This is a genomic window from Pseudomonas sp. PAMC 26793 (assembly GCF_000313235.1).
Lineage (GTDB): Bacteria > Pseudomonadota > Gammaproteobacteria > Pseudomonadales > Pseudomonadaceae > Aquipseudomonas > Aquipseudomonas yamanorum.
In genome coordinates this window covers 72,259-96,475 of the sequence record NZ_AMXG01000045.1, presented here as the reverse complement: position 1 = coordinate 96,475, position 24,217 = coordinate 72,259, and the positions used below count along the sequence as shown (strand labels likewise).

At 61.2% G+C, this 24,217-nt stretch carries 27 protein-coding genes; 16 read left to right on the top strand and 11 right to left on the bottom strand.

The window, feature by feature from the left end:
• Positions 1–144 precede the first annotated feature (144 nt).
• The 5 genes from D109_RS0124450 to D109_RS0124430 all read left to right on the top strand — a co-directional run bounded on the left by D109_RS0124450 (position 145) and on the right by D109_RS0124430 (position 4,908).
• On the top strand, positions 145–1,518 hold the full coding sequence (locus tag D109_RS0124450) for a glutamine synthetase family protein (protein ID WP_017479194.1): 1,374 nt from the start codon (positions 145–147) through the stop codon (positions 1,516–1,518).
• A gap of 144 nt (positions 1,519–1,662) precedes the next feature.
• The gene (locus tag D109_RS0124445; protein WP_017479193.1) at positions 1,663–2,313 is read left to right on the top strand and encodes a class I SAM-dependent methyltransferase; all 651 of its coding nucleotides are present in this window, start codon (positions 1,663–1,665) and stop codon (positions 2,311–2,313) included.
• A gap of 122 nt (positions 2,314–2,435) precedes the next feature.
• A complete protein-coding gene (gene rnd, locus D109_RS0124440; protein ID WP_017479192.1) occupies positions 2,436–3,569 on the top strand; it encodes a ribonuclease D in 1,134 nt (377 codons plus the stop codon).
• On the top strand, positions 3,566–3,859 hold the full coding sequence (locus D109_RS0124435; protein WP_017479191.1) for a YcgL domain-containing protein: 294 nt from the start codon (positions 3,566–3,568) through the stop codon (positions 3,857–3,859). The genes rnd and D109_RS0124435 overlap by 4 nt, the downstream gene beginning before the upstream one ends.
• A 116-nt stretch (positions 3,860–3,975) precedes the next feature.
• Positions 3,976–4,908, top strand: a complete 933-nt coding sequence (locus D109_RS0124430; protein WP_017479190.1) for a D-2-hydroxyacid dehydrogenase — start codon at positions 3,976–3,978, stop codon at positions 4,906–4,908.
• A gap of 36 nt (positions 4,909–4,944) precedes the next feature.
• Here the strand turns inward: D109_RS0124430 and D109_RS0124425 are convergent, their stop codons facing one another.
• Complete coding sequence (locus tag D109_RS0124425) at positions 4,945–5,538, bottom strand: nitroreductase family protein (protein WP_017479189.1); 594 nt, start codon at positions 5,536–5,538, stop codon at positions 4,945–4,947.
• 152 nt (positions 5,539–5,690) lie between these two features.
• Here D109_RS0124425 and D109_RS0124420 point away from each other — a divergent pair, with 152 nt between their 5' ends.
• Together D109_RS0124420 and D109_RS0124415 are read left to right on the top strand one after the other, a co-directional pair.
• On the top strand, positions 5,691–6,140 hold the full coding sequence (locus D109_RS0124420) for a YcgN family cysteine cluster protein (protein ID WP_010176530.1): 450 nt from the start codon (positions 5,691–5,693) through the stop codon (positions 6,138–6,140).
• A gap of 12 nt (positions 6,141–6,152) precedes the next feature.
• Positions 6,153–7,388 carry a hypothetical protein gene (locus D109_RS0124415; protein ID WP_017479188.1) on the top strand — a complete coding sequence of 412 codons (1,236 nt, stop codon included), beginning with the start codon at positions 6,153–6,155 and terminating at the stop codon, positions 7,386–7,388.
• Positions 7,389–7,494: 106 nt separating this feature from the next.
• Here D109_RS0124415 and D109_RS0124410 read toward each other — a convergent pair whose 3' ends face one another.
• The 3 genes from D109_RS0124410 to D109_RS0124400 all read right to left on the bottom strand — a co-directional run bounded on the left by D109_RS0124410 (position 7,495) and on the right by D109_RS0124400 (position 8,919).
• Positions 7,495–7,845: a DUF2892 domain-containing protein gene (locus tag D109_RS0124410; RefSeq protein ID WP_017479187.1), complete on the bottom strand. Its 351-nt coding sequence runs from the start codon at positions 7,843–7,845 to the stop codon at positions 7,495–7,497.
• Positions 7,846–7,914: 69 nt separating this feature from the next.
• A complete protein-coding gene (locus D109_RS0124405; protein ID WP_003210674.1) occupies positions 7,915–8,382 on the bottom strand; it encodes an RNA methyltransferase in 468 nt (155 codons plus the stop codon).
• 162 nt (positions 8,383–8,544) lie between these two features.
• Positions 8,545–8,919: a YajD family HNH nuclease gene (locus D109_RS0124400; RefSeq protein ID WP_003210675.1), complete on the bottom strand. Its 375-nt coding sequence runs from the start codon at positions 8,917–8,919 to the stop codon at positions 8,545–8,547.
• A gap of 149 nt (positions 8,920–9,068) precedes the next feature.
• Between D109_RS0124400 and D109_RS0124395 the strand changes: the two genes are divergently transcribed.
• Both D109_RS0124395 and rarD read left to right on the top strand, forming a co-directional pair.
• The gene (locus D109_RS0124395) at positions 9,069–9,983 is read left to right on the top strand and encodes a ParB/Srx family N-terminal domain-containing protein (RefSeq protein ID WP_017479186.1); all 915 of its coding nucleotides are present in this window, start codon (positions 9,069–9,071) and stop codon (positions 9,981–9,983) included.
• A gap of 574 nt (positions 9,984–10,557) precedes the next feature.
• Positions 10,558–11,442, top strand: a complete 885-nt coding sequence (gene rarD, locus D109_RS0124390) for an EamA family transporter RarD (RefSeq protein WP_026078197.1) — start codon at positions 10,558–10,560, stop codon at positions 11,440–11,442.
• 23 nt (positions 11,443–11,465) lie between these two features.
• On the opposite strand, the gene D109_RS0124385 is transcribed toward rarD, so the two are convergent.
• Positions 11,466–12,152: a spermidine synthase gene (locus D109_RS0124385; RefSeq protein WP_017479184.1), complete on the bottom strand. Its 687-nt coding sequence runs from the start codon at positions 12,150–12,152 to the stop codon at positions 11,466–11,468.
• A 78-nt stretch (positions 12,153–12,230) separates the two neighbouring features.
• Here D109_RS0124385 and D109_RS0124380 point away from each other — a divergent pair, with 78 nt between their 5' ends.
• Complete coding sequence (locus D109_RS0124380; protein ID WP_017479183.1) at positions 12,231–12,518, top strand: hypothetical protein; 288 nt, start codon at positions 12,231–12,233, stop codon at positions 12,516–12,518.
• Here D109_RS0124380 and D109_RS0124375 read toward each other — a convergent pair.
• On the bottom strand, positions 12,515–12,988 hold the full coding sequence (locus D109_RS0124375) for a cyclic nucleotide-binding domain-containing protein (RefSeq protein ID WP_017479182.1): 474 nt from the start codon (positions 12,986–12,988) through the stop codon (positions 12,515–12,517). The genes D109_RS0124380 and D109_RS0124375 overlap by 4 nt on opposite strands.
• 82 nt (positions 12,989–13,070) lie before the next feature.
• Positions 13,071–15,125 carry a S9 family peptidase gene (locus D109_RS0124370; protein ID WP_017479181.1) on the bottom strand — a complete coding sequence of 685 codons (2,055 nt, stop codon included), beginning with the start codon at positions 15,123–15,125 and terminating at the stop codon, positions 13,071–13,073.
• Positions 15,126–15,146: 21 nt separating this feature from the next.
• Between D109_RS0124370 and D109_RS0124365 the strand changes: the two genes are divergently transcribed.
• From D109_RS0124365 to D109_RS0124355, 3 genes are read left to right on the top strand one after another with little or no spacing between them, the layout of a single operon-like run.
• A complete protein-coding gene (locus D109_RS0124365) occupies positions 15,147–15,695 on the top strand; it encodes a hypothetical protein (protein ID WP_017479180.1) in 549 nt (182 codons plus the stop codon).
• Positions 15,696–15,725: 30 nt separating this feature from the next.
• Positions 15,726–16,502, top strand: a complete 777-nt coding sequence (locus D109_RS0124360; RefSeq protein WP_017479179.1) for a class II glutamine amidotransferase — start codon at positions 15,726–15,728, stop codon at positions 16,500–16,502.
• An 11-nt stretch (positions 16,503–16,513) separates the two neighbouring features.
• On the top strand, positions 16,514–17,056 hold the full coding sequence (locus D109_RS0124355; RefSeq protein WP_017479178.1) for a DUF2937 family protein: 543 nt from the start codon (positions 16,514–16,516) through the stop codon (positions 17,054–17,056).
• A 110-nt stretch (positions 17,057–17,166) separates the two neighbouring features.
• Here the strand turns inward: D109_RS0124355 and D109_RS0124350 are convergent, their stop codons facing one another.
• Complete coding sequence (locus D109_RS0124350) at positions 17,167–18,105, bottom strand: LysR family transcriptional regulator (RefSeq protein WP_017479177.1); 939 nt, start codon at positions 18,103–18,105, stop codon at positions 17,167–17,169.
• Positions 18,106–18,281: 176 nt separating this feature from the next.
• Here D109_RS0124350 and D109_RS0124345 point away from each other — a divergent pair, with 176 nt between their 5' ends.
• From D109_RS0124345 to D109_RS0124335, 3 genes are read left to right on the top strand one after another with little or no spacing between them, the layout of a single operon-like run.
• Complete coding sequence (locus tag D109_RS0124345; RefSeq protein ID WP_017479176.1) at positions 18,282–19,025, top strand: 5-oxoprolinase subunit PxpA; 744 nt, start codon at positions 18,282–18,284, stop codon at positions 19,023–19,025.
• Entirely contained in the window at positions 19,022–19,726 is a 705-nt protein-coding gene (pxpB, locus tag D109_RS0124340; RefSeq protein ID WP_017479175.1) for a 5-oxoprolinase subunit PxpB, read from the top strand. The genes D109_RS0124345 and pxpB overlap by 4 nt, the downstream gene beginning before the upstream one ends.
• Positions 19,723–20,646 carry a biotin-dependent carboxyltransferase family protein gene (locus tag D109_RS0124335; protein WP_017479174.1) on the top strand — a complete coding sequence of 308 codons (924 nt, stop codon included), beginning with the start codon at positions 19,723–19,725 and terminating at the stop codon, positions 20,644–20,646. The genes pxpB and D109_RS0124335 overlap by 4 nt, the downstream gene beginning before the upstream one ends.
• A gap of 136 nt (positions 20,647–20,782) precedes the next feature.
• Here the strand turns inward: D109_RS0124335 and D109_RS0124330 are convergent, their stop codons facing one another.
• The 3 genes from D109_RS0124330 to D109_RS0124320 form a co-directional block, all read right to left on the bottom strand.
• Positions 20,783–21,961, bottom strand: coding sequence for a VWA domain-containing protein (locus D109_RS0124330; RefSeq protein ID WP_003210689.1), 1,179 nt, complete (start codon positions 21,959–21,961; stop codon positions 20,783–20,785).
• Between the two features lie 11 nt (positions 21,962–21,972).
• A complete protein-coding gene (locus D109_RS0124325) occupies positions 21,973–22,818 on the bottom strand; it encodes a MoxR family ATPase (RefSeq protein ID WP_003189627.1) in 846 nt (281 codons plus the stop codon).
• 236 nt (positions 22,819–23,054) lie between these two features.
• Positions 23,055–24,131: a DUF748 domain-containing protein gene (locus D109_RS0124320; protein WP_017479173.1), complete on the bottom strand. Its 1,077-nt coding sequence runs from the start codon at positions 24,129–24,131 to the stop codon at positions 23,055–23,057.
• Between the last annotated feature and the right edge of the window lie 86 nt (positions 24,132–24,217).

Here is a 24,217-nt window from a genome sequence, read left to right as displayed (position 1 = left end):
AGCTCGCCTTCTGGGCGCTGTGGCACTGCCGCCACGCACGCCCACCGGACACCTTTCTCCTACGTTGATTGGCCCCATGGATGCCCCGCGCATCTGCCCGGCAGCGCCTGTGCGCCTGCCTCACGCGAACGTATGAGAATGCCCATGAGCACGCCCTTTGCCACCTTGCACGAAGCCCACTCCTTTCTTGAACAGAACCCGGATATCGAGATGTTCGAGCTGTTCATCCTCGATAACAACGGCGTGCCCCGGGGCAAGCTGTTGCACCGCGATGAACTGCTGGCGGTGTATGAAAGTGGCCGGCCGCTGCCGAGTACCATCCTCGGCCTGACCATCAATGGCGACGACGTGGAGAACTCCGGGCTGGTCTGGGAAGTCGGCGATATCGACTGCCGTGCCTACCCGGTCAGCGGCAGCTTGCAGCGTATGCCGTGGCGGCTGATTCCGACGGCGGCGGTGCAAGTCAGCATGCATCCCACCGAAGGCATGCCCGCCACCGTGGCCGATCCCCGGCACTTGCTGGCCAAGGTGATCGACGACCTCAAGGCCGACGGCTATTACCCGGTGATGGCGGCGGAGCTGGAGTTTTACTTGCTCGACCAGAAGCCCGACAGCAACGGCCGCCCGCAACCGGCGCGGGATGTCGATGGCGGCCGTCCACGCTCGACCCAGGTCTACGGCCTGCGAGAACTGGAGCAGATCGAACCGTTTCTCGCCGACCTCTACAGCGCCTGCAAACTCCAGGGCATCCCGGCGCGCACGGCGATTTCCGAATACGCCCCGGGCCAGGTGGAAATCACCCTGGAACATCGCAGCGATGCCCTGCAAGCCATGGACGAAGCAGTGCGTTACAAGCGCCTAGTCAAAGGCGTGGCCCACAAGCACGGAATGACCGCGTGTTTCATGGCCAAGCCTTTCGATGACCTAGCCGGCACCGGCATGCACATGCACGTCAGCCTGGCGGACCGCGACGGCAATAACCTGTTTGCCAGCGAAGCGCCCGACGGCACGCCGCTGTTGCGCCATGCGGTGGGCGGCATGCTCAGTACGTTGCTCGACTCGTTGCTGATGTTCTGCCCGAACGCCAACTCTTATCGGCGCTTCCAGACCAACAGCTACGCGCCGCTGGCCGCCACTTGGGGCGTGGACAACCGCACCGTCACGCTGCGAGTACCCGGCGGGCCGGCGTTTTCCCGGCATATCGAGCACCGTATCTGCGGCGCCGACGCCAACCCGTACCTCGCGGCAGCCGCGATTCTGGCCGGTATTCACCGCGGCATCCGCGAACAGCGCGACCCCGGCGCGCCGGTGGAGGGCAACGGTTATGCCCAGGCCAAGGAGTTGCTGCCGACCGATTGGCTGACCACCTTGCGTGCGCTTGAAGGCTCGGCTTGGGCGCGGGAGGCGTTTGGCCGCGAATTCCTTGGCGTGTACCTGGCGGTCAAGCGGGCCGAGTACCGCCAGTTCATGGGCGAGGTGGGCGAGCAGGACTGGCGCTGGTATTTGCATCAGGCCTGAAGATGAAGCCTTGATCACAGACAGTTAACAGACAGGCTGCGCGCTGGATACTGGATCGGTATGAACGGTGAACAATCCTTCGACCTTTTTTTCACGAGACGGTGGTTAAGCTGCGAATGTCTGATCCATTAACAGAGTCGTGTGATGCCGTCGCAACCGCCGTCTTCCATCGAGATTGAATTTGCCGAACGCACAGGCCAGGAGCATGCCCGGGTCTGCGCGGACACACGTCCGCCGGGCCTGTTGCGGCGCCTGGGGTTGTGGCGCGATGAGCGGTTGGTGCGCCGCGCGCTGAAAATCGCTGGCGAGCCGGGGCTGATCCTCGATTTGGCATGCGGTACCGGGCGGTTCTGGCCGGTGCTGGCCGAGCACAGCAACCGGGTGATCCTCGCGTCGGACAACTCCCAAGACATGCTCGACCACGCCCGCACTCACCACGCGCCGGGCTTGCTCAAGCGGATCAAGACCTTCCAGGGCTCGGCGTTTTCCATCGGGCTGTCGGCCAACGCAGTGGACTGCATTTTTTGCCTGGAGTTGTTTCGCCATGTGCCCACGGCAGAAGGGCGCCTGGCCCTGCTCGGGGAGTTTCACCGGGTGAGCCGTGACACGGTGATCGTCTCGGTCAACAGTGACAGCGGCTACCGGGCTGTGCAGCCCGCACTGGCGGCGGTTGCCAGCCATCGGGCGCAGGTGGAAGCGGAGTTTCGCCAGGCCGGCTTCAAGGTCCTCAATCAACAGGAATTCCTGCCCGGCTCGGCCATGTGGCGCGTGTACGTCCTTCGCAAGAGAGGATAAGTACCGGCTGTCGGACTATTCTTCAGCTCCTGTAAGAGTTTTCATGGCGGATGCTGTACTGCGAATGCTCGCAACTCCCTTTCGCGATATATACTGCGCGCCATTCTTCAAGGGAGAGCCGTGTGGCCATCGATATTCACTGGATCTGCGACAACGATAGCCTCGGCCAGCACTGCGCCGAATGGCAGCAGTTGCCATTCGTCGCCCTCGACACCGAATTCATGCGGGTCGACACCTTTTATCCCATTGCCGGGCTGATCCAGATTGGTGATGGCGTTCGCGCTTACCTGATCGACCCCCTGACCATCGACAACTGGCAACCCTTGGCCGCCTTGCTGGAAAACCCGGCGGTGATCAAGGTAGTGCACGCCTGCAGCGAAGACCTGGAAGTGTTGCTGCGCCTGACTGGCAGCCTGCCGGTGCCGTTGTTCGACACCCAACTGGCGGCGGCGTATTTGAACCTCGGTTTCTCCATGGGCTATTCGCGGTTGGTGCAAGCCGTCCTCGATATCGACCTGCCCAAGGGTGAAACCCGTTCGGACTGGCTGCAGCGGCCATTGTCCGAGACGCAAATCAGCTACGCCGCCGAAGACGCGGTGCACCTGGCGGAAGTCTACACACGCCTGCGTCCGAAGCTGTCCGACGACAAATACGCGTGGGTCCTGGAAGACGGTGCCGAACTGGTGGCCAACCTGCGCCGCGAAGTCGACCCGTACGAGGTCTACCGCGACGCCAAGCTGGCCTGGAAACTGTCCCGTGCCCAGCTCGCGGTATTGCGCGAACTGTGCGCCTGGCGGGAGCAGCAGGCCCGTGCCCGGGACTTGCCGCGCAACCGGATCATTCGTGAACACTCGTTATGGCCCCTGGCCAAATCCCAGCCGGATAACCTCGCCGCGCTGGGCAAAATCGAAGACATGCACCCGCGCACCGTGCGCCAGGACGGCGAGTTCCTGCTGGGCCTGATCAAGCGTGCCGGCAGCGTGCCCATGGACCAATGGCCACCGGCGGTTGCCGAGCCATTGCCGGTGGACGCCGCCGCGCTGATCAAGCAACTGCGCGCCCTGGGCCAGGCCGAGGCTGAACGCCTGGACATGGCGCCGGAACTGATGCTGCGCAAGAAAACCCTCGAAGCCCTGGTCAAGAGCGGCTACCCCGAGGGGCCTTACCAATTGCCAGATTCGCTGCGTGGCTGGCGCCGCGAATTGATGGGCCAGGCACTGCTGGACAGCCTGGCCAATGCCGGAGAACAGCCTTGAAACGTATTTGCTCCATCTATCGCAGCCTCAAACGAAACGAGATGTACCTCTACGTGCTGAAAAGCGATGCACTGGAGCGCGTGCCGGAAAGTCTGCTGGCTGCCTTCGGCAAGCCGCAACACGCCTTTGACCTAGTGCTGAGCCCGGAGCGCAAGCTGTCCCGCGAGGACATCACCGTGGTTCTGGAGAACCTCGAGAAGCAGGGTTACCACCTGCAAATGCCGCCGGCCGAGGACGAGTACATCGAACACTTGCCCGAAGAGCTGCTGCGACGTAATGACCCGATGTGATCGGTCAGTGCCCCGTTCGGGGCACATCATCAATGGAATTCAATTTTTGGCGGTGGCCGCAACGGACAGCGAACTGCGTCGGCGGCCGCCTGCAGTGTTTTTGAAAGGTTTGAACCATGCGCGTTCTGATTGCTGAACACGATCACCCGCTGTACGCCCGGCTGCTGCGCGAAGCGGCGCCGGACCTTGAGGTCATGACCAGCGGCGACTCCGCCGAATTGTCGCGCCTGGCGGCCGATTGCCCGGTGTGGCTGGGCCAGCCGGACCTGTTGGCCACCTTGCTGCGTCAGGGCCACCAGCCACAATGGCTGCAGTCCACCTGGGCCGGCATCACGCCGCTGTTGGCTGAAGGCCTGCCCCGGGATTACCGCCTGACCCGTGCCGTGGGTATCTTTGGCCAGGTAATGGCCGAATACGTGCTGACTTACATGCTCGGCCATGAGCGTGAAGTGCTGGCGCGGCTGGTCAGCCAGGTCGAGCGCAAGTGGGACAACCGCATGGGCCAAAGCCTGGCGGGGCGCAAGGTGCTGATCGTCGGTACCGGTGATATCGGCCGTAGCGTTGCGCAATTCCTGCTGCCGTTTGGTGTTGAGTTGTATGGCATCGCCAGCGAAGCCCGTGAGCAGGCGCCGTTTATCGAAGTCGCAGGGCTCGAAGAATTGCCGCGCCTGGTAGGCGAGGTGGACTACGTGGTCAACCTGCTGCCCAACACGCCGAATACCCATGATTTGTACGATGCCGCGCTGTTCAAGCAGTTCAAGCCGACCGGGTTGTTTATCAACGTCGGGCGCGGTGTGGCAGTGGTCGATGCAGACCTGGTGGAAGCGTTGAAGGAAGGCCATCTGGCCGGCGCGGTGATCGACGTTTGCCGTCAGGAACCCTTGCCACAGCGCCATCCGTTCTGGACTGCCTGGGGCTTGCTGCTCACCGGCCACAGCTCGGCGCCGACTTCGCCGGGGATGATGGTGCAGTTGTTTGTCGAGAATTTGCGAGCGTATCAGGCGCAGGAAGCGTTGCGCGGGGAAGTGAGTTTCGAGCGCGGTTACTGATAGTGCGGGAGCCGGGCAGCCGGCTCCCGTATTGTCTTACAGGTTGAAGTCGCCTTCCGACACCAACTCGCTCAACGGCTTGCGCGGGCTCGGGGTTTCCCGGGCTTGCAGGTAGTCAGGCAGGGTCGACTTGTCCCCCAACTTGCCAATCGCCACGGCTGCGTGCAGGGCGTAACCTTCAGGAATCTTCAGCTCCTTGCGGGTCAGTTCCTGGTCGAAACCGGCCATGCCGTGTGTGTGCCAGCCGCTGAGGCTGGCTTGCAGCGCCAGGTGGCCCCAGGCCGAGCCGGTGTCAAAGGTGTGCCACAGCGCCGGGGTTTCTTCGGTGGCGCCGGGGACGGTGAAGGTCGTCTTCGATGCGACGATCACCAGGGCCGAGGCATGCTGCGCCCAGCCGCGGTTGAACTCGTTCAGCAGGCCCAGGAAACGCTCCCAGTTTGGCGTGTCGCGACGGGCGTAGAGAAAACGCCATGGCTGCGAGTTGTAGGCCGAGGGTGACCAGCGCGCGGCCTCGAAGAAGCTCAACAAGGTCTCCACCGGGATGCTTTCGCCGGTGAAGGCGCGCGGCGACCAGCGGTCGGTAAATTGTGGGTGGATCGGGTAGTCGGCGACGCGAGGGTTGCTGCTCATTGGGCTGATCCTGATGAAAAACGGGGTTCAAAACTACTTCGCCGCTGGATGGCTGACAAGTCTTGTTGTACCGACAGTCGTAAGCGCTTGGCCCCGGAAGCCATGGGCACTAGACTGGCGGCCTTTTAACATACCGATATTGATGTAGAGCCATGGCCGCCAAAGTCGAACCTTTCTGGATCCGCAAAACCCTCGAACAACTCGACCAGGATGAGTGGGAGTCGTTGTGCGACGGCTGCGGCCTGTGCTGCCTGCAAAAGCTCGAGGATGAAGACGACAACAGCGTCTACTACACGCGTATCGCCTGCAAACTGCTGGACCTGAAAACCTGCCAGTGCACCGATTATCCCAACCGTCGCGACTCGGTGCCCGATTGCATCCAGCTCACTCCGGGCCAGGCCGACCAGTTCAAATGGCTGCCGCCCACCTGCGGTTACCGGTTGGTCAGTGAGCGCAAGGACTTGCCGCTGTGGCATCACCTCGTCTGCGGCGATCGCGACGCCGTGCACCAGGAACGCATTTCCCAGTCCGGGCGCATGCTCAGCGAAGGCAGCGTGCCCGAGGATGACTGGGAGGATTACCTGATTTTTCGCGCAGGCTGAGAAGGAGTGTGTATGACGGTTGGAGCCCGGCTGGCGGCAAGCTTGCTGTTGTTGGCATTGAGTACGTCGGCTTGGGCGAAGAAAGTCGACCTGGACTACCACGTCAAGCTGCTGCCCCAAAGTGATCAGGCAGAGGTGCGCCTGAGCCTGTCCCAGGGCTCGGCGGTGCGCAGCCTCAACTTCGACCTGGGCCGTGACGGCGACTACAGCGATTTCAAGGCCGATGGCCAGTGGCAGGTATTGCCGGGCAATACGCCGGGCGCCAGCCGTGGCCTGTGGCAACCCAGTGCCGACAAGGCCAGCCTGACCTACCGCGTTCGCCTGACCCACGCCCGCAAGAAGGGCGTTTACGAAGCACGCATGACCCCGAGCTGGGCGCTGTTTCGTGGCGAAGACCTTGTGCCCACCGCGCGCCTGGATCAGCAGGACGGTACTGAACTGGTGTCGCGCCTGGTGTTTGAACTGCCCGCCGGCTGGAAAAGCGTCGAGACGTCCTGGCCACGCATCGGCAAGCATAAATTCCGCATCGATAATGTTTCCCGCCTGTTTGACCGGCCCACCGGCTGGATGCTCGCGGGTACGTTGGGCAGCCGCAGGATGCGCCTGGGGGAAACCGAAATCACCGTGGCGTCGCCCAAAGGGCAGGGCATGCATCGCATGGATGTGCTGACCTTGCTGACGTTCGTCTGGCCGCAAGTGCAGGCCGCATTCCCGCGGCACCCGGCGAAACTCCTGGTGGTGGGCGCCAGTGACCCGATGCGGCGCGGTGCGTACTCGGCACGGGACTCGATCTACCTCAATAGCCGTACGCCGCTGGTCAGCGAAAACGGCAGCAGCCCGTTAATCCGCGAAGTGGTGCAGGCCATCGGTCGCTTCAACGACCAGCAGGGCAGCGACTGGATCAGCGAGGGCCTGGCGCAGTACTACGCCATTGAGTTGATGCGCCGTGCGGGCGGCATCAGTGACGACCGTTATGCCACGCTCCAGACCCGGCTGGCCAAAGAGGGCAAGGACGTGACCACCCTGCGGGTCGAGCACGCCAACAGTGCGACAGTGGCGCGGGCAGTGGTGTTGTTGCAGGAGTTGGACCGCGAGATTCGTGTGAAAACCCACAACAAGCGTTCGCTGGATGATTTGACCCAGGCGGTGATGCGCATGAACAGCATCAGCACAAAAGAGTTTGTGCAGTTGGGGGAGAGCATTATGGGTGAGTCGTCGGTGGTGCTCGACAGCAAGCTGCTGCACTGAAACCAATGTGGGAGCGGGCTTGCTCGCGAATACGGTGTATCAGAAACACATTCAGTGACTGACACTCCGCTTTCGCGAGCAAGCCCGCTCCCACATTTGATCGAAGTTATCCTGTAGTTTTGGTCGCTTGCTCGGCCGCCACTTCAGCCTTGGTCTTGAGGTTCTTCAGTTCCTCGCCGGCGCGTTCGATCTTGGTTCGCACGGTGTTCATTTCCTGGCGGCTGCGCTCCAGCAACTCTTTCGCCGAGCTGTGCCCGCTGATCCCGCGTGCCAGGGCCACGCCGCCAATCGCCACCTGGATCAAACCGAAAAAGCCACCACGGCGCAGGCCCTTGCCCATCATCACCACACCGCCGGCCAGGGAGCCGATGCGCTCCCAGCCCTGGACGTTTTGCGTGGGTTGGCGCTCGAACGGTGTGGACCGGATAACGGGTCGCAGGGTTTTGCTGTCGCTCATGATCTGTCTCCAACAAGGGCTGATTGATATGCAGCTGACTGCACACAGGCCGCGGATGTTCCCAGAAAATCAGTATTTGGGGCCCGAACGGGTGTTGTTGCCCTTGGCCAGGCGGTCGTAAAGCACCACGTTGACGGTGGCGGCGAGGTTCATGCAACCGGTGGTCGGGATGTAGATCACGTCTTCACACCAGTCACGAATCTCCTTGTCCAGGGAGCCGTCTTCCGGGCCGAAGATATACAGCGCGCGGTCGGGGTGAGTGTATTCGGGGAGAGGGCGGGCGCCTTCCACCAGCTCGACGGCGACGGGGATGCAGCCCAGGGGCAGGATCTTTTTCAGGTCGTCGATACCGATCAGCGGAATGTCGTGGTGGACCTTCTTGGTGTCGGTAATAAAGTCCCGGGCCCGCTCATAGCGCTTGCCGGTGTAGAACACCGAGGCCACGCCGTAGCAGCCGGCGGCGCGCATCACCGAACCGACGTTTTCGGGGGATTTGGGGTTGTACAGACCGATGCAGCTGTAGCGTTTATTGCCCACGGGAAAGGGTGCCTTCGAGAAAAGCCGCGATTATACGGCCTCGGGCTAGTGTATTGCTTGGGCGATCGCTATCGCGGGCAAGCCCGGCTCCCACATTTGGAATGCAATCCCTGTGGGAGCCGGGCTTGCCCGCGATGAGGCCGTCACATTCAGCGAAGATACTCAGTCGTCTTTCTTCATCAACCCGGCCAACGCCGCAAACGGGTTATGCGTCGCCTTGGCAATCGTCGGGCTGCTGGTGGAGCCTTCGCCGAAATACTGCTGGTCGGTATAGCGCGAGTGTTCGTTGTCGTGGCAATACAGGCACAGCAACTCCCAGTTGGAGCCGTCCTGGGGATTGTCATCATGGTTGTGGTTGCGGTGGTGCACGGTCAGCTCGCTCAGGCGCTTGCCGGCGAATTCACGGGCGCAGCGGCCGCACACGTGGGGGTACATCTTCAGGGCTTTGTCGCGGTAGCCCATTTCCCGGTCGCGCTGGGCATCGGCGAGGATGCGGTCCAGCTTGGCGGTGTGGGAGGGCGGGTTGGTCGAGCTCATCATGGCTCCTGTCTTTTAGTGGATCACGGATAGCGTTGATTCTAGCTGCTTGCGGGGTAATAAACCTCCGGCTTTTTCAGTGGCAGTACACGCAGGTGGTGGGGATTGTTTGTAGTATCGGCGAACTGAATTCATAAGGAGCGGTACTCATGCGGATGCATACAGGATGGTGGGCGTTGCTGTTATTCGTCCTCAGCGTTCAAGCCCAGGCGTTTTCCACGCCCCAGCCGGGCCAGTTGATTGATGTGGCGCTGGAGCAGCTCCACCCTACCCAGGCGGTGATTGGCTTTGATCAGATCCATTACAAGCTGGGGGTGTTTGCCGAATCACCCAAGAAGGTGTTTGACGAATACTGTGAAACCAATGGCCAGGGCGAAGCCAGCAAGGTGCCTAAAGATGCCGACCTGCATAAACCAGGCAGCTTTACCTGCAAAGACCTGGTGGGGACTCACCCGGCGGACATGAAAACCGTGGTGGTCGGCCCTGCTGGCCAGCTGTACCTTACTGACGGCCACCATTCGTTCAGTACCTTGTGGGAGCAGCCAGGTGCCGGCGCCAAACTGAAGATGTGGGTGCGGGTCACCGATAACTTCAGCGACAGTCCCGACCTGGCGACTTTCTGGAAACGCATGGAGCAGGGCCGCAAGGTCTGGCTCAAGGACGGCCAGGGCAAGACCATCACGCCTGAGCAAATTCCGGCACACCTGGGCTTCAAGGACCTGGGCGACGACATGTTCCGCAGCCTGGTTTACTTCTCCCGCAAGGCGTCCTACGGCAAGCCGACCTCTGGTGCGGTGGTGCCGGAATTCCTGGAGTTTTACTGGGGAGGGTGGTTGCGCACGCAGATTGATCTGAGTGCGTTCAACCTGAACAAGCAGGGCGGGTATGAAAAGGCAATCGAGGCGGTAGCCAAGCGCATGGTCAGCCTGGCGCCCGATGCGCCGGTAGGGGACAGCGGCTTTAGCGCCCAGCAGTTGGGCGGCTTCACATCACTTGACCGCAAAGAACTGAACGATACGTTCAAGAAGAAAGTGCCCTACGTTATCGACAGTAGAAGTAACTAAGTGACGAACCGACAGGGGCGGCCTGGCGCCGTTTCTGTCGGGCGTATAACGGCTGAATATACAGTAATGGCGGGGCGAATATCGATTTAAATGCCCTCGGTGATTTAAATAGGATTTGGGTAATAAAGTGTTGGACTAACTTTGCCGGTTTCTTTAATGTAGCGCCTCTTGGCCAGCTGCCGTTAGTGTGCTCTGCAGTGGCGCCAGATGTTCAGTGTCTCAGGTCTTTCCTGACGACTGTTAGTTCCCCGTCAACCGGGTTCCCCTTCACGGTATCAACCCCATATGGCTGATATTGTGGCGTTTCAAATCAGAGTCGCTCGTCCAGAGCGCGCTGCTTCAAATAACCGAAGTCGGGTAGGTTGAAGTGTCTGATGATCGTCGTACGAACAATAAAAAATCGACGAGTTGCCTGGCTTATATAATTTTAAAGTTCAGGATCATTGCCCTGTGCAAGTTATGAAGTTGTGGTGCTCGTTAATAAACTTCTGATGTTCATCTCGCTTATATTCGCGCTACGTGAATACAACTGCCTGCTTCAATCAAATATATGCAATTTTTTGTAGAGGCTGTTGTGTCTAAAGGTGTTGTTCTGGCGGTTTCCGCTTCCTTCCTGTTTGGCGTGCTGTATTTCTTTACCTCCCTTCTTGAACCCTTGGATGGTCAGCAGATATTTGGCTGGCGAATGCTCATTTCGCTGCCCTTCATGACGTTGCTGCTGTGCCTCTCCGGAGACTGGAGGTGGGTGCCGTTGATTTGCAAGCGGCTGCGGGAGAAACCCGCGCTGCTGCCCTGTGTCGTGGTCACCAGCGCGCTGGTGGGGGTGCAGTTGTGGATCTTCATGTGGGCGCCACTCAATGGTCACGGCCTGGATGTGTCGCTGGGCTATTTCCTGTTACCGCTGACCATGGTCATCACCGGCCGCATCGTTTACGGCGAACGCCTTTCACATCTGCAAAAGATTGCCGCAGCGCTGGCGGCGGTGGGTGTGGCCAATGAGTTGTACCGCACGGGCGGGTTCTCCTGGACCACCCTGGTGGTGTGCGTGGGTTATCCGCTGTATTTCGTACTGCGTCGGCGCTGTGGCACCGATAACCTCGGCGGACTGTGGCTGGACATGATGCTGATGATCCCGGTCGCGCTGTGGTTTGTCCTCGGTGGCGAACCCATCGGCGAGACCCTGGCGCAACGCCCGGCGCTCTATTGGCTGGTGCCGCTCATGGGATTGGTCAGTGCGGCGGCGGGTTATTCCTACATCCTGGCCAGCCGGCTGTTGCCGTTCAGCCTGTTTGGTTTGCTCAGTTACGCGGAGCCGGTGCTGCTGGTGGCCGTGTCGCTGATGCTGGGAGACAGCCTCAAGCCGGGCCAATGGATGACCTACCTGCCAATCTGGCTGGCGGTGGTGGTGTTGGTGCTGGAAGGCTTGAGGCATTTGAATCGACTGCGCCGGTCGATCTGACCTACGGCCGGCGCAGTGAATGTTTAGCCCTTGAGCTTTTCAGCAATCCAGATGGTATGCCGCGTGCCCTTGTTGCCATGGGCGAACACCTGCACTTCCTCGGCCTTGAAGCCGGCCTTGCGCAGTTTGTCACTGAACTGCTTGTCGGCGCTGGCCGACCACACCGCCAGTACGCCCTTGGGCCGCAGGGCCTTGGCGCAGGCGCTGAGGCCACCGGCGGAATACAGCCAGCTGTTGGCTTTTTGCGTCAGGCCTTCGGGGCCGTTGTCCACATCCAGCATGATCGCGTCAAAGCCCTGGGGCTCGGCCTGCAGCACCTTGGCCACGTCTTCCAGGCGGATCACGGTGCGCGGGTCCAGCAGCGGGCGGCCGGACTTTTCCCCCAGTGGCCCGCGATTCCACTCCACCACGCCGGGCACCAGTTCGGCGACCACCACTTCGGCAGTCTTGCCCAAAGCTTTAAGCGCCGCCGCCAGGGTAAAGCCCATGCCCAGACCGCCAATCAACACCCGCGAGCCGGGCCGACCGGCGACTTTACGGCACGGAATCTCCGCCAATGCATCCTCGGAACCGTGCATGCGCGTGTTCATCAACTGGCCACCGTCACCGCCCTGAATCTTGATGACAAAATCCTCACCGTATTCGAACAGGCACAAGGCACCGCCGTTGTCGGGGATCGGAGTGGTGTCCAGCAGAACGAAACGTTTCATGGAAATCTCATTGGGAAGGGCATTCTTGCGCGGTTGGGAGTAGCCTTACGACTTTACGGTCAGGCCATGGAGCCATCGATGAAGTGCAGCATTCTAACGGTCATTGTGTGGAGCGCGCTCGCCCTTGGCGGTGTGGCCCAGGCTCAGGAGTCGCAAACCGTACCGATTACCCCGGCGCCGACGGCGGGTTCACCGGGTACTGCAACGCCCACACCTTACCCGCAAGTCACGCCACCGGCGACGCCAAAGGCGGCCGGCAGCGGTGAGCCGTTGTTGGCGCCTATCGTGCTGCCCACGCCGCCGAAGGACCAGACGATCCCGGGCTTGCAGCAAAACGACATCAAGCCCAAGACCCCAGGCGGTTAAAACTGCTGGGACAGCAATTGCCCGTCCGCCATGCGCAGGCGCCTGGACAGGGCGATAGCAATCGCACGGATTATCTTGGCCGCGATTTTCGGCGCATCGTTGAGCATTTTTTCCAGGGAATCCTTGCCCAGGTTCAACAGCACGCAATCGCTGGCCGCCACACAGCTGGCGGAACGGCGCTCGCCATCCAGCACGGCCATCTCGCCAAAGGCCCGCCCACTGCGCAAGGTGGCGATGGTCAGCCGCTGGCCTTCATGGTTGGTTTTCTGCACCGCCACCTGGCCTGAGTGGATGATGCACATGAAGGTGCCGGCGTCGCCCTCGAGGAATATCACTTCATCGCGGGCGATGCTGCTGATGTTGAAATAGCCCGCCGCCACATGGAAATCTTCCGGCAGCAACGGGTCGAAGAGGCCGCAATCCATCAGCATGTCGCGGATTTCGTTATTGAGTAAGGTCGGTTCTGGCATGAGGCTTACAGTCTTTGTCCATAAATCGTGCAGGGCGCGCCCGGCGGTCAGGTGTTCAGACCCGCCCGCCAGGCGGAGTTCCTTAAATCAGCCCCAGCGCCTTGAAAACAAATGCATATTCGAGTGCTACTTCACGTAATCCCTGGTAACGCCCACTCATGCCGCCGTGGCCCGCACTTAGCTCGGTCTTGAGCAGCAGCAGGTTATCGTCGGTCTTGGTGTCGCGCAGCTTGGCCACCCACTTGGCCGCTTCCCAATATTGCACGCGGCTGTCGTTATAGCCGGCGATCACCAGCGTGGGCGGGTAGGCCTGGGCGCTGACGTTTTCGTACGGCGCGTAAGCCTTGATCCGCTCATACACCTCTGGCTCTTCAGGGTTGCCCCATTCGTCATACTCGGTGATGGTCAATGGCAATTCAGGGTCGAGCATGGTGTTGAGCACGTCGACGAACGGCACTTCGGCAATGGCCGCCTGGAACAGCTCCGGGCGCTGATTGAGCACTGCACCGATCAACAGGCCGCCGGCGCTGCCGCCGCTGATAGCCAGTTGCTTGGAGGTGGTCAGGCCCTGGGCGATCAGGTGTTCGGCGCAGGCGATAAAGTCGCTGAAGGTATTTTGCTTGTGCTCCTGCTTGCCGGCGCGGTACCAGGCTTCGCCCAGTTCGCCGCCGCCGCGCACATGGGCAATGGCAAAGGCCACGCCACGGTCCAGCAGGCTCAGGCGCGCGTGGGAGAACCACGGGTCGAGGCTCTGGCCATAGGCGCCGTAGCCGTACAGGTACAGCGGCGTCGGCTTACCCAACTGGTCGCGGCGGACGACAAGACTGATCGGCACCTGAGTGCCATCGGCCGACGTCGCCCACAACCGTTGGCTGACGTAGTCGTCGGCGTTGAACACACCGAGCACCGGGGTTTCCTTGAGCACCTGTTGCGCGCCGCTGGCCAGTTCCAGCTGACGCACCTGGGCCGGGCGGTTCAGGGCCTCATAGCGCAGGCGGATTTTGTCGCTGGCAAATTCCAGGCTGTTCTGCACGTAGAGGCTGTAGGCCGCGTCCGGCAATTCCACCCTATAAGGCGCTTGGCCTTGTGGGTGCACTTCGATGATCGGCAAACCACCGATGCGCAGGCTCAGGGTCATGGCCCGGGCGTTGAGGCTCACGCCATCCAACATCACTGCGTCGTCGTGGGGGATCAGGTTCTGCCAGTCGTCCTGGGTCGGCACGCTGCCGGTGTCGGCGGCCTGGAACAGGGCGAAGTTGATGCCGTCGCGGTTGCTGCGGATAAACCAGGTCCACTGGTCGTCCAGCTTGCCGTGGTCGACGTCATATTCATGGCCTTCGACCCGTGGCGCCAGGCAGGTAAAGGCCTGCTGCGGCTGCTCGGCGTCCAGGGCCCAGATCTCGCTGGTGGTCTTGCTGCCCAGGGCCAGCAGCAACTGGCGCTCGGAGCTTGAGCGGTAGCAGTGCAGGAAGAAACGGCCGTCGGGCTCGTGGAACACTTCTTCGGCGGCGGTACCGTCCAGGCGATAGCGATACAGTTTGTGGGGGCGGTGGGTGTCGTCCAGTTCAGTGAAAAACAAGGTCAGGCTGTCGTTGGCCCAGGTCATGCTGCCGTCGCAGTCTTCGAACTCCAGTTCGCTGACCTTGCCGGTGGCCAATTCCTTCACGTAGAGGGTGTAAATCTCTTCGCCGTTGGTGTCCAGGCTGTAGGCCAGGCGCTGGTGGTCGGGGCTGATGCTGAAGGCGCCGAGGGAGAAAAAGCCTCCATTGGCCAACACGTTCGGGTCCAGCAGCAGCTCTTCCGCGCTTTCGTCGACCTGTTGGCTGTCATCCGCCGGGCGCGGGCAGCGGTAGTGGCGGGCATATTCGTCACCGGCGGTGGTGCGGGTGTAATACAGGTACGGGCCCCAAGGCGAGGGCAGGGACAGGTCGGTTTCGAGGATGCGGCCCTTGATCTCTTCGAACAGGGTTTCGCGCAGCGCCTGTTGGTCGGACAGTTGAGCTTCTTGCCAGGCATTTTCCGCCTTGAGGTAATCGAGCACCTCGGCGCTGTCCCGCGCTTGCAGCCAGGCGTACGGGTCGGTGCCGGGGGCCTTGCGGGCGATCGGGGCGGCAGTGATGTGGGTCGCTGGGGGCATGGATCACTCTCTGTCTGGCGGTTGGCCGACGGCATTGCAGCCTCGGCACTGAAAAGCCGTTATCATAGCGGCCTGTTTGCCTACCTTGCCATGGACACCATGACCGAGAACGACTATCTGATCGCTTGGGGCCTCTACGCCTTCGCAGCCCTGGGTTGCCTGTTGGTGTGGTTTGCCATGACCCGCTGGATGTGGCGCTGGCTGCGCGAACCGCTGCGGCTGCTGATGGCGGTGCTGCTGTTCAGCCCGACCATTGTCGACCCGGTGAAGACTCAGTTCGCCCCGGCCGTGGCCATCACCGCCCTGGACCTGGTGCTCAAGGTCGGCAACAACGCCTGGCGGGCGATTTCCGATCTGTTCATGTATTCCATGATCGCGTTTGGCGTGTACCTGGTGTTTGTGCTGATCCGCTGGCCCATCGAGCGTGCCTCCAGGGCCCGCCGTGAGCAGAAGGCCGCCGCTGCGGCAGCCGCTGCCGCCGAGCCGGAGGATGACGACGAACCCTTCGCCGATGAGCGTTACGGTCGCCCGGCACCTGTCAGCGGTATGCGGGTCGAACCGCGCCTTTAACGTTGTACGCCCTGTATCGAGAAGCCTGGCATGTGTGAATTATTGGGCATGAGTGCCAACGTACCGACCGATATCGTGTTCAGCTTTACCGGGCTGATGCAGCGCGGCGGACGGACCGGCCCCCACCGCGACGGTTGGGGCATCGCCTTCTACGAGGGCCGTGGCCTGCGCTTGTTCCAAGACCCGGCGGCCAGCAGCGAATCGGAAGTCGCGCTGCTGGTGCAGCGTTATCCCATCAAGAGTGAAGTGGTGATTGGCCATATCCGCCAGGCCAATGTCGGCAAGGTGTGCCTGTCCAATACCCACCCGTTCGTGCGTGAACTGTGGGGCCGCAACTGGTGCTTCGCCCATAACGGCCAACTGGCGGACTTCAATCCCCGCGCCACGTTCTACCGCCAGGTGGGCGATACCGACAGCGAAGCGGCATTCTGCGATTTGCTCAACCGCGTCCGTGAAGCCTTCCCGGAGCCGGTGGACATCGAACAGGTGCTGCCTGACCTGATCGCCGCCTGCAGCGAATACCGCAGCAAGGGCGTGTTCAATTGCCTGCTCAGCGACGGTGACTGGCTGTTCTGCTATTGCTCGACCAAACTGGCACAGATCACCCGGCGTGCGCCGTTTGGCCCCGCACGGTTGAAAGATGTCGACGTGATCGTCGATTTTCAGGCCGAAACCACCCCCAATGACGTGGTGACGGTGATTGCCACCGAACCCCTGACCGAAAACGAGACCTGGACCCGCTACGAACCGGGCCAGTGGAGCCTGTGGCGACGCGGCGAATGTGTCAGCCAAGGCAAAACGGAATAAGGACGTCGAATATGTTGCTCAGCTATTTGCGACTGGTGTTGTTTGCCGTGGGTTTGTTGGTCGGTGTGCAGGTGCCGGGGTTTATCAGTGACTACGCCAAGCGCGTCGAAGCCCATCTGATCGAGGCCCAGACCGGCCTGCGCGGCTTCGATGCCACGGCGCAGCAGTTCTTCAACGGCGACTTGCAGGCGCTGGTGGCTCATTACCGTGCCAGTGACGACCCGGTGTTTCGCAGCGATGCCAACAGCCTGGGCACGTTGCTCGACCGCCAGGTAGCGCTGGATAAACAGTTCCAGGCGATGCAAGGCCCGTGGTACATCCGCGCGCTGCAAGTGGCCGTGGCTGCCGACCCGGCAATTCGCCAGGAAACCTGGAATGGCTACAGCTACATGCTGTTACTGACCCCGGAAGCCATGGGCTGGGGCCTGGGTGGGGCGATGCTGTTGTCGTTTGGCCTGGAATGCCTGTTCCGCCTGATCGACTGGGTGGTGTTGGGCGGCAAGCGCCTGCGCCAGAGCCGGCCGATTGAAGAGCGGGACCTCAAGGGGCTTTAAAGGCTGACGCGGTCAAATTGTGGGAGCGGGCTTGCCCGCGAATGCGGTGCGTCAGTGACATATAGGTTGGCTGGTACACTGCATTCGCGAGCAAACCCGTTCCCACAGTTTTAAATCGGTTCCTTCAGTGGCATGGGTTTGCTCAGCACCATCAAACCCTCGCCGACCTTCTGCGCGTACTGCTCCACCACGCTCTGGCACAGCGCCACAATCTCCTCCACCAACTCCACGCCCACCCGCCACGACACCACCACCTGCAAGTTCGGTGGTCGTTGCTCCATGGGCAGCATGGTCAATTCTCCTCGTGCCAACTCTTCGCTGACCAATACGGGCGCAAACGCACCAATCCCGAACCCGTCCCGCAGCAGGCGGGTGATCGCCGACACCGAGTTCACACAGCTCATGCGTGGCGCGGCAACGCCGTTCGCCTGCATCAGGCTGAGCACGTCCTGGTGCGGACAGGAGTTTTTCGAGTAGGTGATGATGCGCTCCTGGGCCAGTTCGGCGAGGGACGCGTAGTCGCGGTTGTAGATCGAGTGGCTGGCCACGATCCAGCCCATGGGATGGCTGGCCAGTTCCAGGCTGCGCACGGTTTCCTGGCGCAGCAGGTCGGTTTGCAGGATCAGGTCGAGAAAGCCTTTTTGCAACTGATCGCTGAGGTTCAGTGCGGTATCGGCGACCAACTCGATTTCCACCCGTGGGAAGTGGTCCGTCAGTTCTGCCACCAGCGCGCTGAGCCAAGTGTGGATCACCGTGTCCATCACCCCGATGCGGATACGCCCGACCTTGCTGCTGGTGGTTTCCAGGGACTGCTTGAGCCCTTGCATGGTCGCCATCATCTGCTCGGCATAATCAAGCACCTTCAAGCCCTCCGGCGTCAGGCTCACCCCCCGGGAGTCGCGCAGGAACAGCTTCACCCCCAGCTCGCTTTCCAGCACGGCGATGCGGCTGGAGATCGAGGCCTGGGTGGTGAACAGCTTCTCCGCCGTCAGGCGAAAGCTCTTGAGCTTGGCCACCCAGACGAAGGTTTCGAGGAACTTCAAATTCATGGGATCAACTTTTCTTATGCAAGGATCGGTTTTTATTAGTTGGACGCAGCGTGTCGCAAACGCCAAAAATCGAGCTGTCTCACGATAAGCGTCGTTGGGGTTCAGGACAACATCGTTGCGAGATCTTGGTAAAAGATCCCACACTACAAAAAAACAAAGCCTACAGGAGCCCTACCGTGAGCCGCCTGCTATTGAACTGCGACATCGGCGAAAGCTTTGGCAACTGGACCTTGGGTCTGGATGCCGAGGTGATGCCGTTCATTGATTGCGCCAACGTTGCCTGCGGCTTCCACGCCGGTGACCCGAGCATCATGCGCAAGACCGTCAGCCTGGCCTTCGAGCACGGCGTGCAGGTGGGCGCGCACCCGGCGTACCAGGACCTGCAGGGTTTCGGCCGCCGCTCCATGGCCTACACCCCGCAGGAAATCCAGGACCTGTTGCACTACCAGATCGGCGCCCTCGACGGTATTTGCCGAGCCCAAGGCGGGCGGGTCAGCTACGTCAAGCCCCACGGTGCGATGTACAACGACATGATGGCCAAGCCGGCGCAATTGCGTGCGGTGATCCAGGCCGTGGCGGCCTACGACGCCAGCCTGCCGTTGATGCTGATGGCCACCCGCGACAACAGCGCTGCCCAGGCCCTGGGCGACGAATATGGCGTGACCCTATGGTTCGAAGCCTTCGCCGATCGTGCCTATGACAGCGCTGGCCATCTGGTCTCCCGCCAGTTGCCGGGGGCGGTGCACCACGATCCGGAAAAGATCATCCAGCAGGCCTTGATCATCGCTCGCGGTGAACACCTGGTCGCCAGCGACGGCAGCCCGTTGCACCTGCAGGCCAATACCTTGTGTGTGCATGGCGATAACGCCAGCTCGGTGGCCGCTGTGCAGCGCATCCGTGAGGCGTTGACCCCAGCATGAAGCCACGGATTGAAGTCGTCGCCATCGACTGCCTGATGGTGCGCCTGTTTGATGTGATCGCCGAAGACAACATGCCCTGGATGCTCGCCGCCACCCGCCGTTTGCGGGAAGGGTTTGGCCCGGCGCTGGTGGACCTGGTGCCGTCCTACACGACCTTGATGGTGCATTACGACCTGATGGCGCTGAGCCCGGCCCAGGCGCGGGAGCTGATTGATCAGGTGCTTGAAGCACTGCAGCCGGAGCCCAAGGGCAGCGGGCAATGCCATGTGTTGCCGGTCTGGTATGACCTGAGCGTCGGCCCCGAGCTGCCGTTACTCGCCCAGCGCAGTGGGCTGGCGGTGGAGGAGGTGATCCGTCGCCACAGCCAGCACGAGTACCAGGTGTTCGCCTTGGGCTTTGCACCGGGGTTTGCCTTTATGGGCCTGGTGGACGAACTGCTCGCCGCTCCACGGCTCAATACGCCGCGCAAGCGGGTGGCGGCGGGCAGCGTGGGGATCGCCGAGCGGCAGACAGCGGCCTATCCGGTGGTATCGCCGGGCGGCTGGAACCTGATCGGTCGCACACCGGCCAAGTTGTTTGATCGAGCGCGCGAGGGCTACAGCCTGATGCAGCCGGGGGACACCGTGCGTTACGAAGCGGTCAGCCATAGCGAATTCATCAACCTGGGTGGCGATGACACACCGTTGGAGGCCCAGGCATGAGCCGCTTGTTGATCGAGGCCAGCACCCCGCTGTGCCTGTTGCAGGACGCTGGACGTTTTGGTGTGAGGCATTTGGGCGTGACCCAGGGCGGTGCGCTGGATTGGGTGTCGATGTCGTGGGCCAATTGGTTGCTGGGCAACGCCCTGGATGCGCCCGTGGTGGAAATTACCTTGGGTGGCTTCACCGTGCAGGCCGAGGACTATTGCCTGCTGGCGCTGGCCGGGGCGGACTTGGGCGCTTATGTCGATGAAAGAGCAATCAGCCCGGGGCGCAGTTTTATTCTGCAAAAAGGCCAGCGTTTGCGGTTTACCCAGCCGTTCAGCGGCGCGCGGGCCTACCTGGCAGCGCCGGGCGGGTTTGATGCGCCGCAGGTGCTGGGCAGTTGCTCGACAGTGGGGCGAGAAGAACTGGGCGGGCTGGATGGCTTTGGTCGAGCGCTGGCTGAAGGTGCGCAGTTGAGCTATTCAGGTGTGGGCGGTGCGATGCGGGTGTTGTCTGCGGAGCAATTGCCGAAACTGGATTCGAAGGCGCCACTGGAGGTGATCCTCGGGGCGCAGATCGGCCAGTTCGGCGGGCAGAGTCTGTTTGATGTGTTCAACGGCGAATGGACCCTCGACAGCCGCGCCGACCGCATGGGTATGCGCCTGCTGGGCACGCCGCTGGCATATCAGGGGCCGTCGCTGATCTCGGAAGGTATTCCGCTGGGTGCGATCCAGGTGCCGCCGGATGGGCAGCCGATTGTATTGCTCAATGACCGGCAGACCATTGGCGGTTATCCGCGACTGGGGGCGTTGACGCCGTTGGCGCTGGCACGGCTGGCGCAGTGTTTGCCGGGGGAGAAAGTGAGGTTGGCGCCGGTGATGCAGGAGACGGCGCATCGGCAGCAGGTGGAGTATTTACGCCGCTTCGCCAGAAACTAAAGACCACCGCAGGACAAAGTGTGGGAGCGGGCTTGCTCGCGAAAGCGCAGTGTCAGTCACCGAATATATTGGCTGATACACCGTCTTCGCGAGCAAGCCCGCTCCCACATTTGATCGTGGTTGTCTGGGAAACAGGTTACTTCGACAAAAAGCGCATCCCTTCCTCAAGCCCACGCAACGTCAACGGAAACATCTGGTCCTCGATCAAGTCCCGGACAATCCCGGTGGACGCCGTATAGCCCCAGGTGTCTTTCGGGTACGGATTAATCCAGATCAGCTTCTTGTACTTCTCCATGAACCGCTGCATCCACACATACCCGGGCTCTTCATTCCAGTGCTCGACGCTGCCGCCGGCCTGGGTGATTTCATACGGCGCCATGGCCGCATCGCCGATAAAGATCACTTTGTAGTCGGCGCCGTATTTGTGCAGCAGATCCTGGGTCGAGGTGCGTTCCGAGCCCCGGCGCATGTTGTTCTTCCACACCGATTCATAAATGAAGTTGTGGAAGTAGAAATACTCCAGGTGCTTGAACTCGGTCTTGCACGCGGAGAACAGCTCTTCGCAGGTCTTCACATGGGCATCCATCGAGCCGCCGATGTCGAACAGCAACAGCAGCTTGATGGTGTTACGCCGCTCCGGGCGCATCTGGATATTCAGCAACCCGGCATCCCGCGCCGTATGGTCGATGGTGCCGTCGATGTCCAGCTCTTCCGCCGCACCCTGACGCGCGAACTTGCGCAGGCGGCGCAGGGCGATCTTGATGTTGCGGGTGCCCAGTTCCACCGAGTCATCGAGGTTCTTGTACTCGCGCTGGTCCCAGACCTTGACCGCCTTGCCCTGGCGCTTGCCGGCATCACCCACGCGTATGCCTTCGGGGTTGAAACCGCCGGAGCCGAACGGGCTGGTGCCGCCGGTGCCGATCCATTTGTTGCCGCCGGCGTGGCGTTCCTTCTGTTCTTCGAGGCGTTTCTTGAATTCTTCGATGAGCTTGTCGAGGCCGCCGAGGGACTGAATCTGCGCGCGCTCTTCGTCGGTCAGCGAGCGTTCGAATTCCTTGCGCAGCCAGTCTTCGGGGATCAGCGCCTGCAGGTGATCGTCGAGTTTTTCCAGGCCATTGAAGTAGGCGCCAAAGGCCCGGTCGAACTTGTCGAAATGCCGTTCGTCCTTCACCAAAATCGCCCGGGCCAAGTAGTAAAACTCGTCCATGTCGGCGAAGGTCACGCGCTGTTTCAGCGCGTTGATCAGGTCCAGCAGCTCACGCACCGAGACCGGCACCTTGGCTGCACGCATTTCATTGAACAGGTTGAGCAACATGGCAATCGCCCTTATCGGTTACCGCGACGGCTCATGAACGCCAGGCGCTCCAGCAACTGCACGTCCTGCTCGTTTTTCACCAGGGCACCGGCCAGGGGCGGGATGGCCTTGGTGGGATCGCGCTCGCGCAGTACCGCTTCGCCGATATTGTCGGCCATCAGCAGTTTCAGCCAGTCCACCAGTTCGGAGGTGGACGGTTTTTTCTTCAGGCCCGGTACCTTGCGTACGTCGAAGAACACATCGAGGGCTTCGCTGACCAGGTCTTTCTTGATGTCCGGGTAGTGCACGTCGACGATCTTTTGCAGGGTGGTACGGTCCGGGAAGGCGATGTAGTGGAAGAAGCAGCGGCGCAGGAAGGCGTCCGGCAGTTCTTTTTCGTTGTTGGAGGTAATGATGATGATCGGGCGCTTCTTGGCCTTGATGGTCTCGTCGATTTCGTAGACGTAGAACTCCATCTTGTCGAGCTCTTGCAGCAGGTCGTTGGGGAACTCGATGTCGGCCTTGTCGATTTCATCGATCAGCAGGATGACCCGTTCCTCGGACTCGAAGGCTTCCCAGAGCTTGCCCTTTTTCAGGTAGTTGCGTACGTCATGCACCTTGTCCACGCCCAGCTGCGAGTCCCGCAGGCGGCTCACCGCGTCGTACTCGTACAGGCCCTGGTGCGCCTTGGTGGTGGACTTGATGTGCCAGGTGATCAGCCTGGCGCCAAAGGATTCGGCCAATTGCTCGGCGAGCATGGTCTTGCCGGTGCCCGGTTCGCCCTTGACCAGCAGTGGCCGCTCCAGCGTGATGGCGGCGTTGACGGCCAGTTTCAGGTCATCGGTGGCAACGTAGGCCTGGGTGCCTTCGAACTTCATCTATCAATCCTCGAACGTGACGCCGAACGGTCCGGGACCGAAGCGGGCGAGTAATCAGCTTGGCCCGACTATACCGCGCAGCCCCGGCGACTGTGAACGCAGACGGGCTATTCAGTCTCTGAATTGTAGGAGCGAGCTTGCTCGCGAAAAACGGCAACGATGACGCGTGCATTCTGAGTAAACGCGGCGCCTTGGGGCTTTTCGCGAGCAAGCTCGCTCCTACAGGGGCCAATGTTTCAGTCTGCACTGGGCTTGGGCTGTTCATAGCGGGCGTTGAAGGCCTGGACGAAACCGTTGCGCAAAATCTGCAAAAACGCCTGGAACGCGCTGATATCTTGCTGGTGCACGTTGCCGCTCAGCTCCACGCGGGTGGCAAACTGGTTTTTGTTCTGGTTTTTCAACACGGTCTCGCTGGCGCCCACCACGGCCTCCCAGATCGAGCGGAAGATGCTCTTGTCCTTGTTCTCGACATCTTGTTGCCAGTTGAACACTTCGACATTGCGCAGCAAAGGCTTGATGTAGCCGGTCAATTGGCCTTTTTCGGCCTGGGCTTCGACCACCAGGTCGCCGGTGCCCGCATTGAAGTCGAATTTGCCGTAGGCCGAGGCGAAGTCATTCATGCGCTTGAGTTCAATATCCCGGGCCCGGAAGCGGAATTCGAAGTTTTCGAAATTGCTCAAGGGGTCAAACGTCGCGGTGGCTTCCAGCGGCGCCTGGCCCAAAAACAGCGCCTTGCCGTCGAAACGCGCATCGCGCTGGCCTTTGACGTCCACCACGTTGGTCAGGTTGTAGAAGGTCGCGTTGACCTGAGTGGCATACATGTTCACCGGCGGTTTCGAGCTGAAGTTATGGAAGGCGATTTTTCCGTCGTTGATGTGCACCTCATTGAGGGTGATCGGCAACAGTTTGCCCAGTTGTTCCCGCCAGTCGGTGCCCTGACCGGTCTGGGATGCCTGCTTGTTGGTGCCGCCGTCGACGAAATTCAGTTCCGGCTTGATGAACTGCGCCTCGGCCACCACCGCGTGGTCGTACCACAGCGAATGCCAGCTGACCGACAGGTCGATCACCGGCGCCTTGACGAACGGTACCGGCACCTTGCCGTCGACCTTGACGATCTGCAGCCCGTTGATTCGATAGGCGCCGCGCCACAGTGCCAGGTCGACATCGGTGACCTGGCCGCGGTAATCGCCCATGTCGGCGAGTTTGTCATTCAGGTAGTTGCGCACCAGATAGGGCAGGGCGATATCGAGGACGACCAGCAGTACCACGACCCCGGCGAGGGTCCAGAGGGGCCAACTGTAGCGACGCTTCATGGGAATTTTCTCCATCCGTGTAGACGATTGACTCCTACAGCGGCTGGACGTTCGCCTGACTGGACGCTTCGCAACACGAGGCATAC

What these genes read in the sequence shown, in the direction of transcription:
- D109_RS0124395 (WP_017479186.1), top strand. Translation starts at nt 9,069, where the DNA reads ATGCGGATGCATACAGGATGGTGGGCGTTGCTGTTATTCGTCCTCAGC.
- D109_RS0124375 (WP_017479182.1), bottom strand. Translation starts at nt 12,988, where the DNA reads ATGCCAGAACCGACCTTACTCAATAACGAAATCCGCGACATGCTGATG.
- D109_RS0124430 (WP_017479190.1), top strand. Translation starts at nt 3,976, where the DNA reads ATGCGCGTTCTGATTGCTGAACACGATCACCCGCTGTACGCCCGGCTG.
- D109_RS0124370 (WP_017479181.1), bottom strand. Translation starts at nt 15,125, where the DNA reads ATGCCCCCAGCGACCCACATCACTGCCGCCCCGATCGCCCGCAAGGCC.
- D109_RS0124325 (WP_003189627.1), bottom strand. Translation starts at nt 22,818, where the DNA reads ATGAAGTTCGAAGGCACCCAGGCCTACGTTGCCACCGATGACCTGAAA.
- D109_RS0124450 (WP_017479194.1), top strand. Translation starts at nt 145, where the DNA reads ATGAGCACGCCCTTTGCCACCTTGCACGAAGCCCACTCCTTTCTTGAA.
- D109_RS0124350 (WP_017479177.1), bottom strand. Translation starts at nt 18,105, where the DNA reads ATGAATTTGAAGTTCCTCGAAACCTTCGTCTGGGTGGCCAAGCTCAAG.
- D109_RS0124355 (WP_017479178.1), top strand. Translation starts at nt 16,514, where the DNA reads ATGTTGCTCAGCTATTTGCGACTGGTGTTGTTTGCCGTGGGTTTGTTG.
- D109_RS0124425 (WP_017479189.1), bottom strand. Translation starts at nt 5,538, where the DNA reads ATGAGCAGCAACCCTCGCGTCGCCGACTACCCGATCCACCCACAATTT.
- D109_RS0124385 (WP_017479184.1), bottom strand. Translation starts at nt 12,152, where the DNA reads ATGAAACGTTTCGTTCTGCTGGACACCACTCCGATCCCCGACAACGGC.
- D109_RS0124445 (WP_017479193.1), top strand. Translation starts at nt 1,663, where the DNA reads ATGCCGTCGCAACCGCCGTCTTCCATCGAGATTGAATTTGCCGAACGC.
- D109_RS0124380 (WP_017479183.1), top strand. Translation starts at nt 12,231, where the DNA reads ATGAAGTGCAGCATTCTAACGGTCATTGTGTGGAGCGCGCTCGCCCTT.
- pxpB (WP_017479175.1), top strand. Translation starts at nt 19,022, where the DNA reads ATGAAGCCACGGATTGAAGTCGTCGCCATCGACTGCCTGATGGTGCGC.
- D109_RS0124410 (WP_017479187.1), bottom strand. Translation starts at nt 7,845, where the DNA reads ATGAGCGACAGCAAAACCCTGCGACCCGTTATCCGGTCCACACCGTTC.
- D109_RS0124420 (WP_010176530.1), top strand. Translation starts at nt 5,691, where the DNA reads ATGGCCGCCAAAGTCGAACCTTTCTGGATCCGCAAAACCCTCGAACAA.
- D109_RS0124335 (WP_017479174.1), top strand. Translation starts at nt 19,723, where the DNA reads ATGAGCCGCTTGTTGATCGAGGCCAGCACCCCGCTGTGCCTGTTGCAG.
- D109_RS0124415 (WP_017479188.1), top strand. Translation starts at nt 6,153, where the DNA reads ATGACGGTTGGAGCCCGGCTGGCGGCAAGCTTGCTGTTGTTGGCATTG.
- D109_RS0124360 (WP_017479179.1), top strand. Translation starts at nt 15,726, where the DNA reads ATGTGTGAATTATTGGGCATGAGTGCCAACGTACCGACCGATATCGTG.
- D109_RS0124320 (WP_017479173.1), bottom strand. Translation starts at nt 24,131, where the DNA reads ATGAAGCGTCGCTACAGTTGGCCCCTCTGGACCCTCGCCGGGGTCGTG.
- D109_RS0124330 (WP_003210689.1), bottom strand. Translation starts at nt 21,961, where the DNA reads ATGTTGCTCAACCTGTTCAATGAAATGCGTGCAGCCAAGGTGCCGGTC.
- D109_RS0124400 (WP_003210675.1), bottom strand. Translation starts at nt 8,919, where the DNA reads ATGAGCTCGACCAACCCGCCCTCCCACACCGCCAAGCTGGACCGCATC.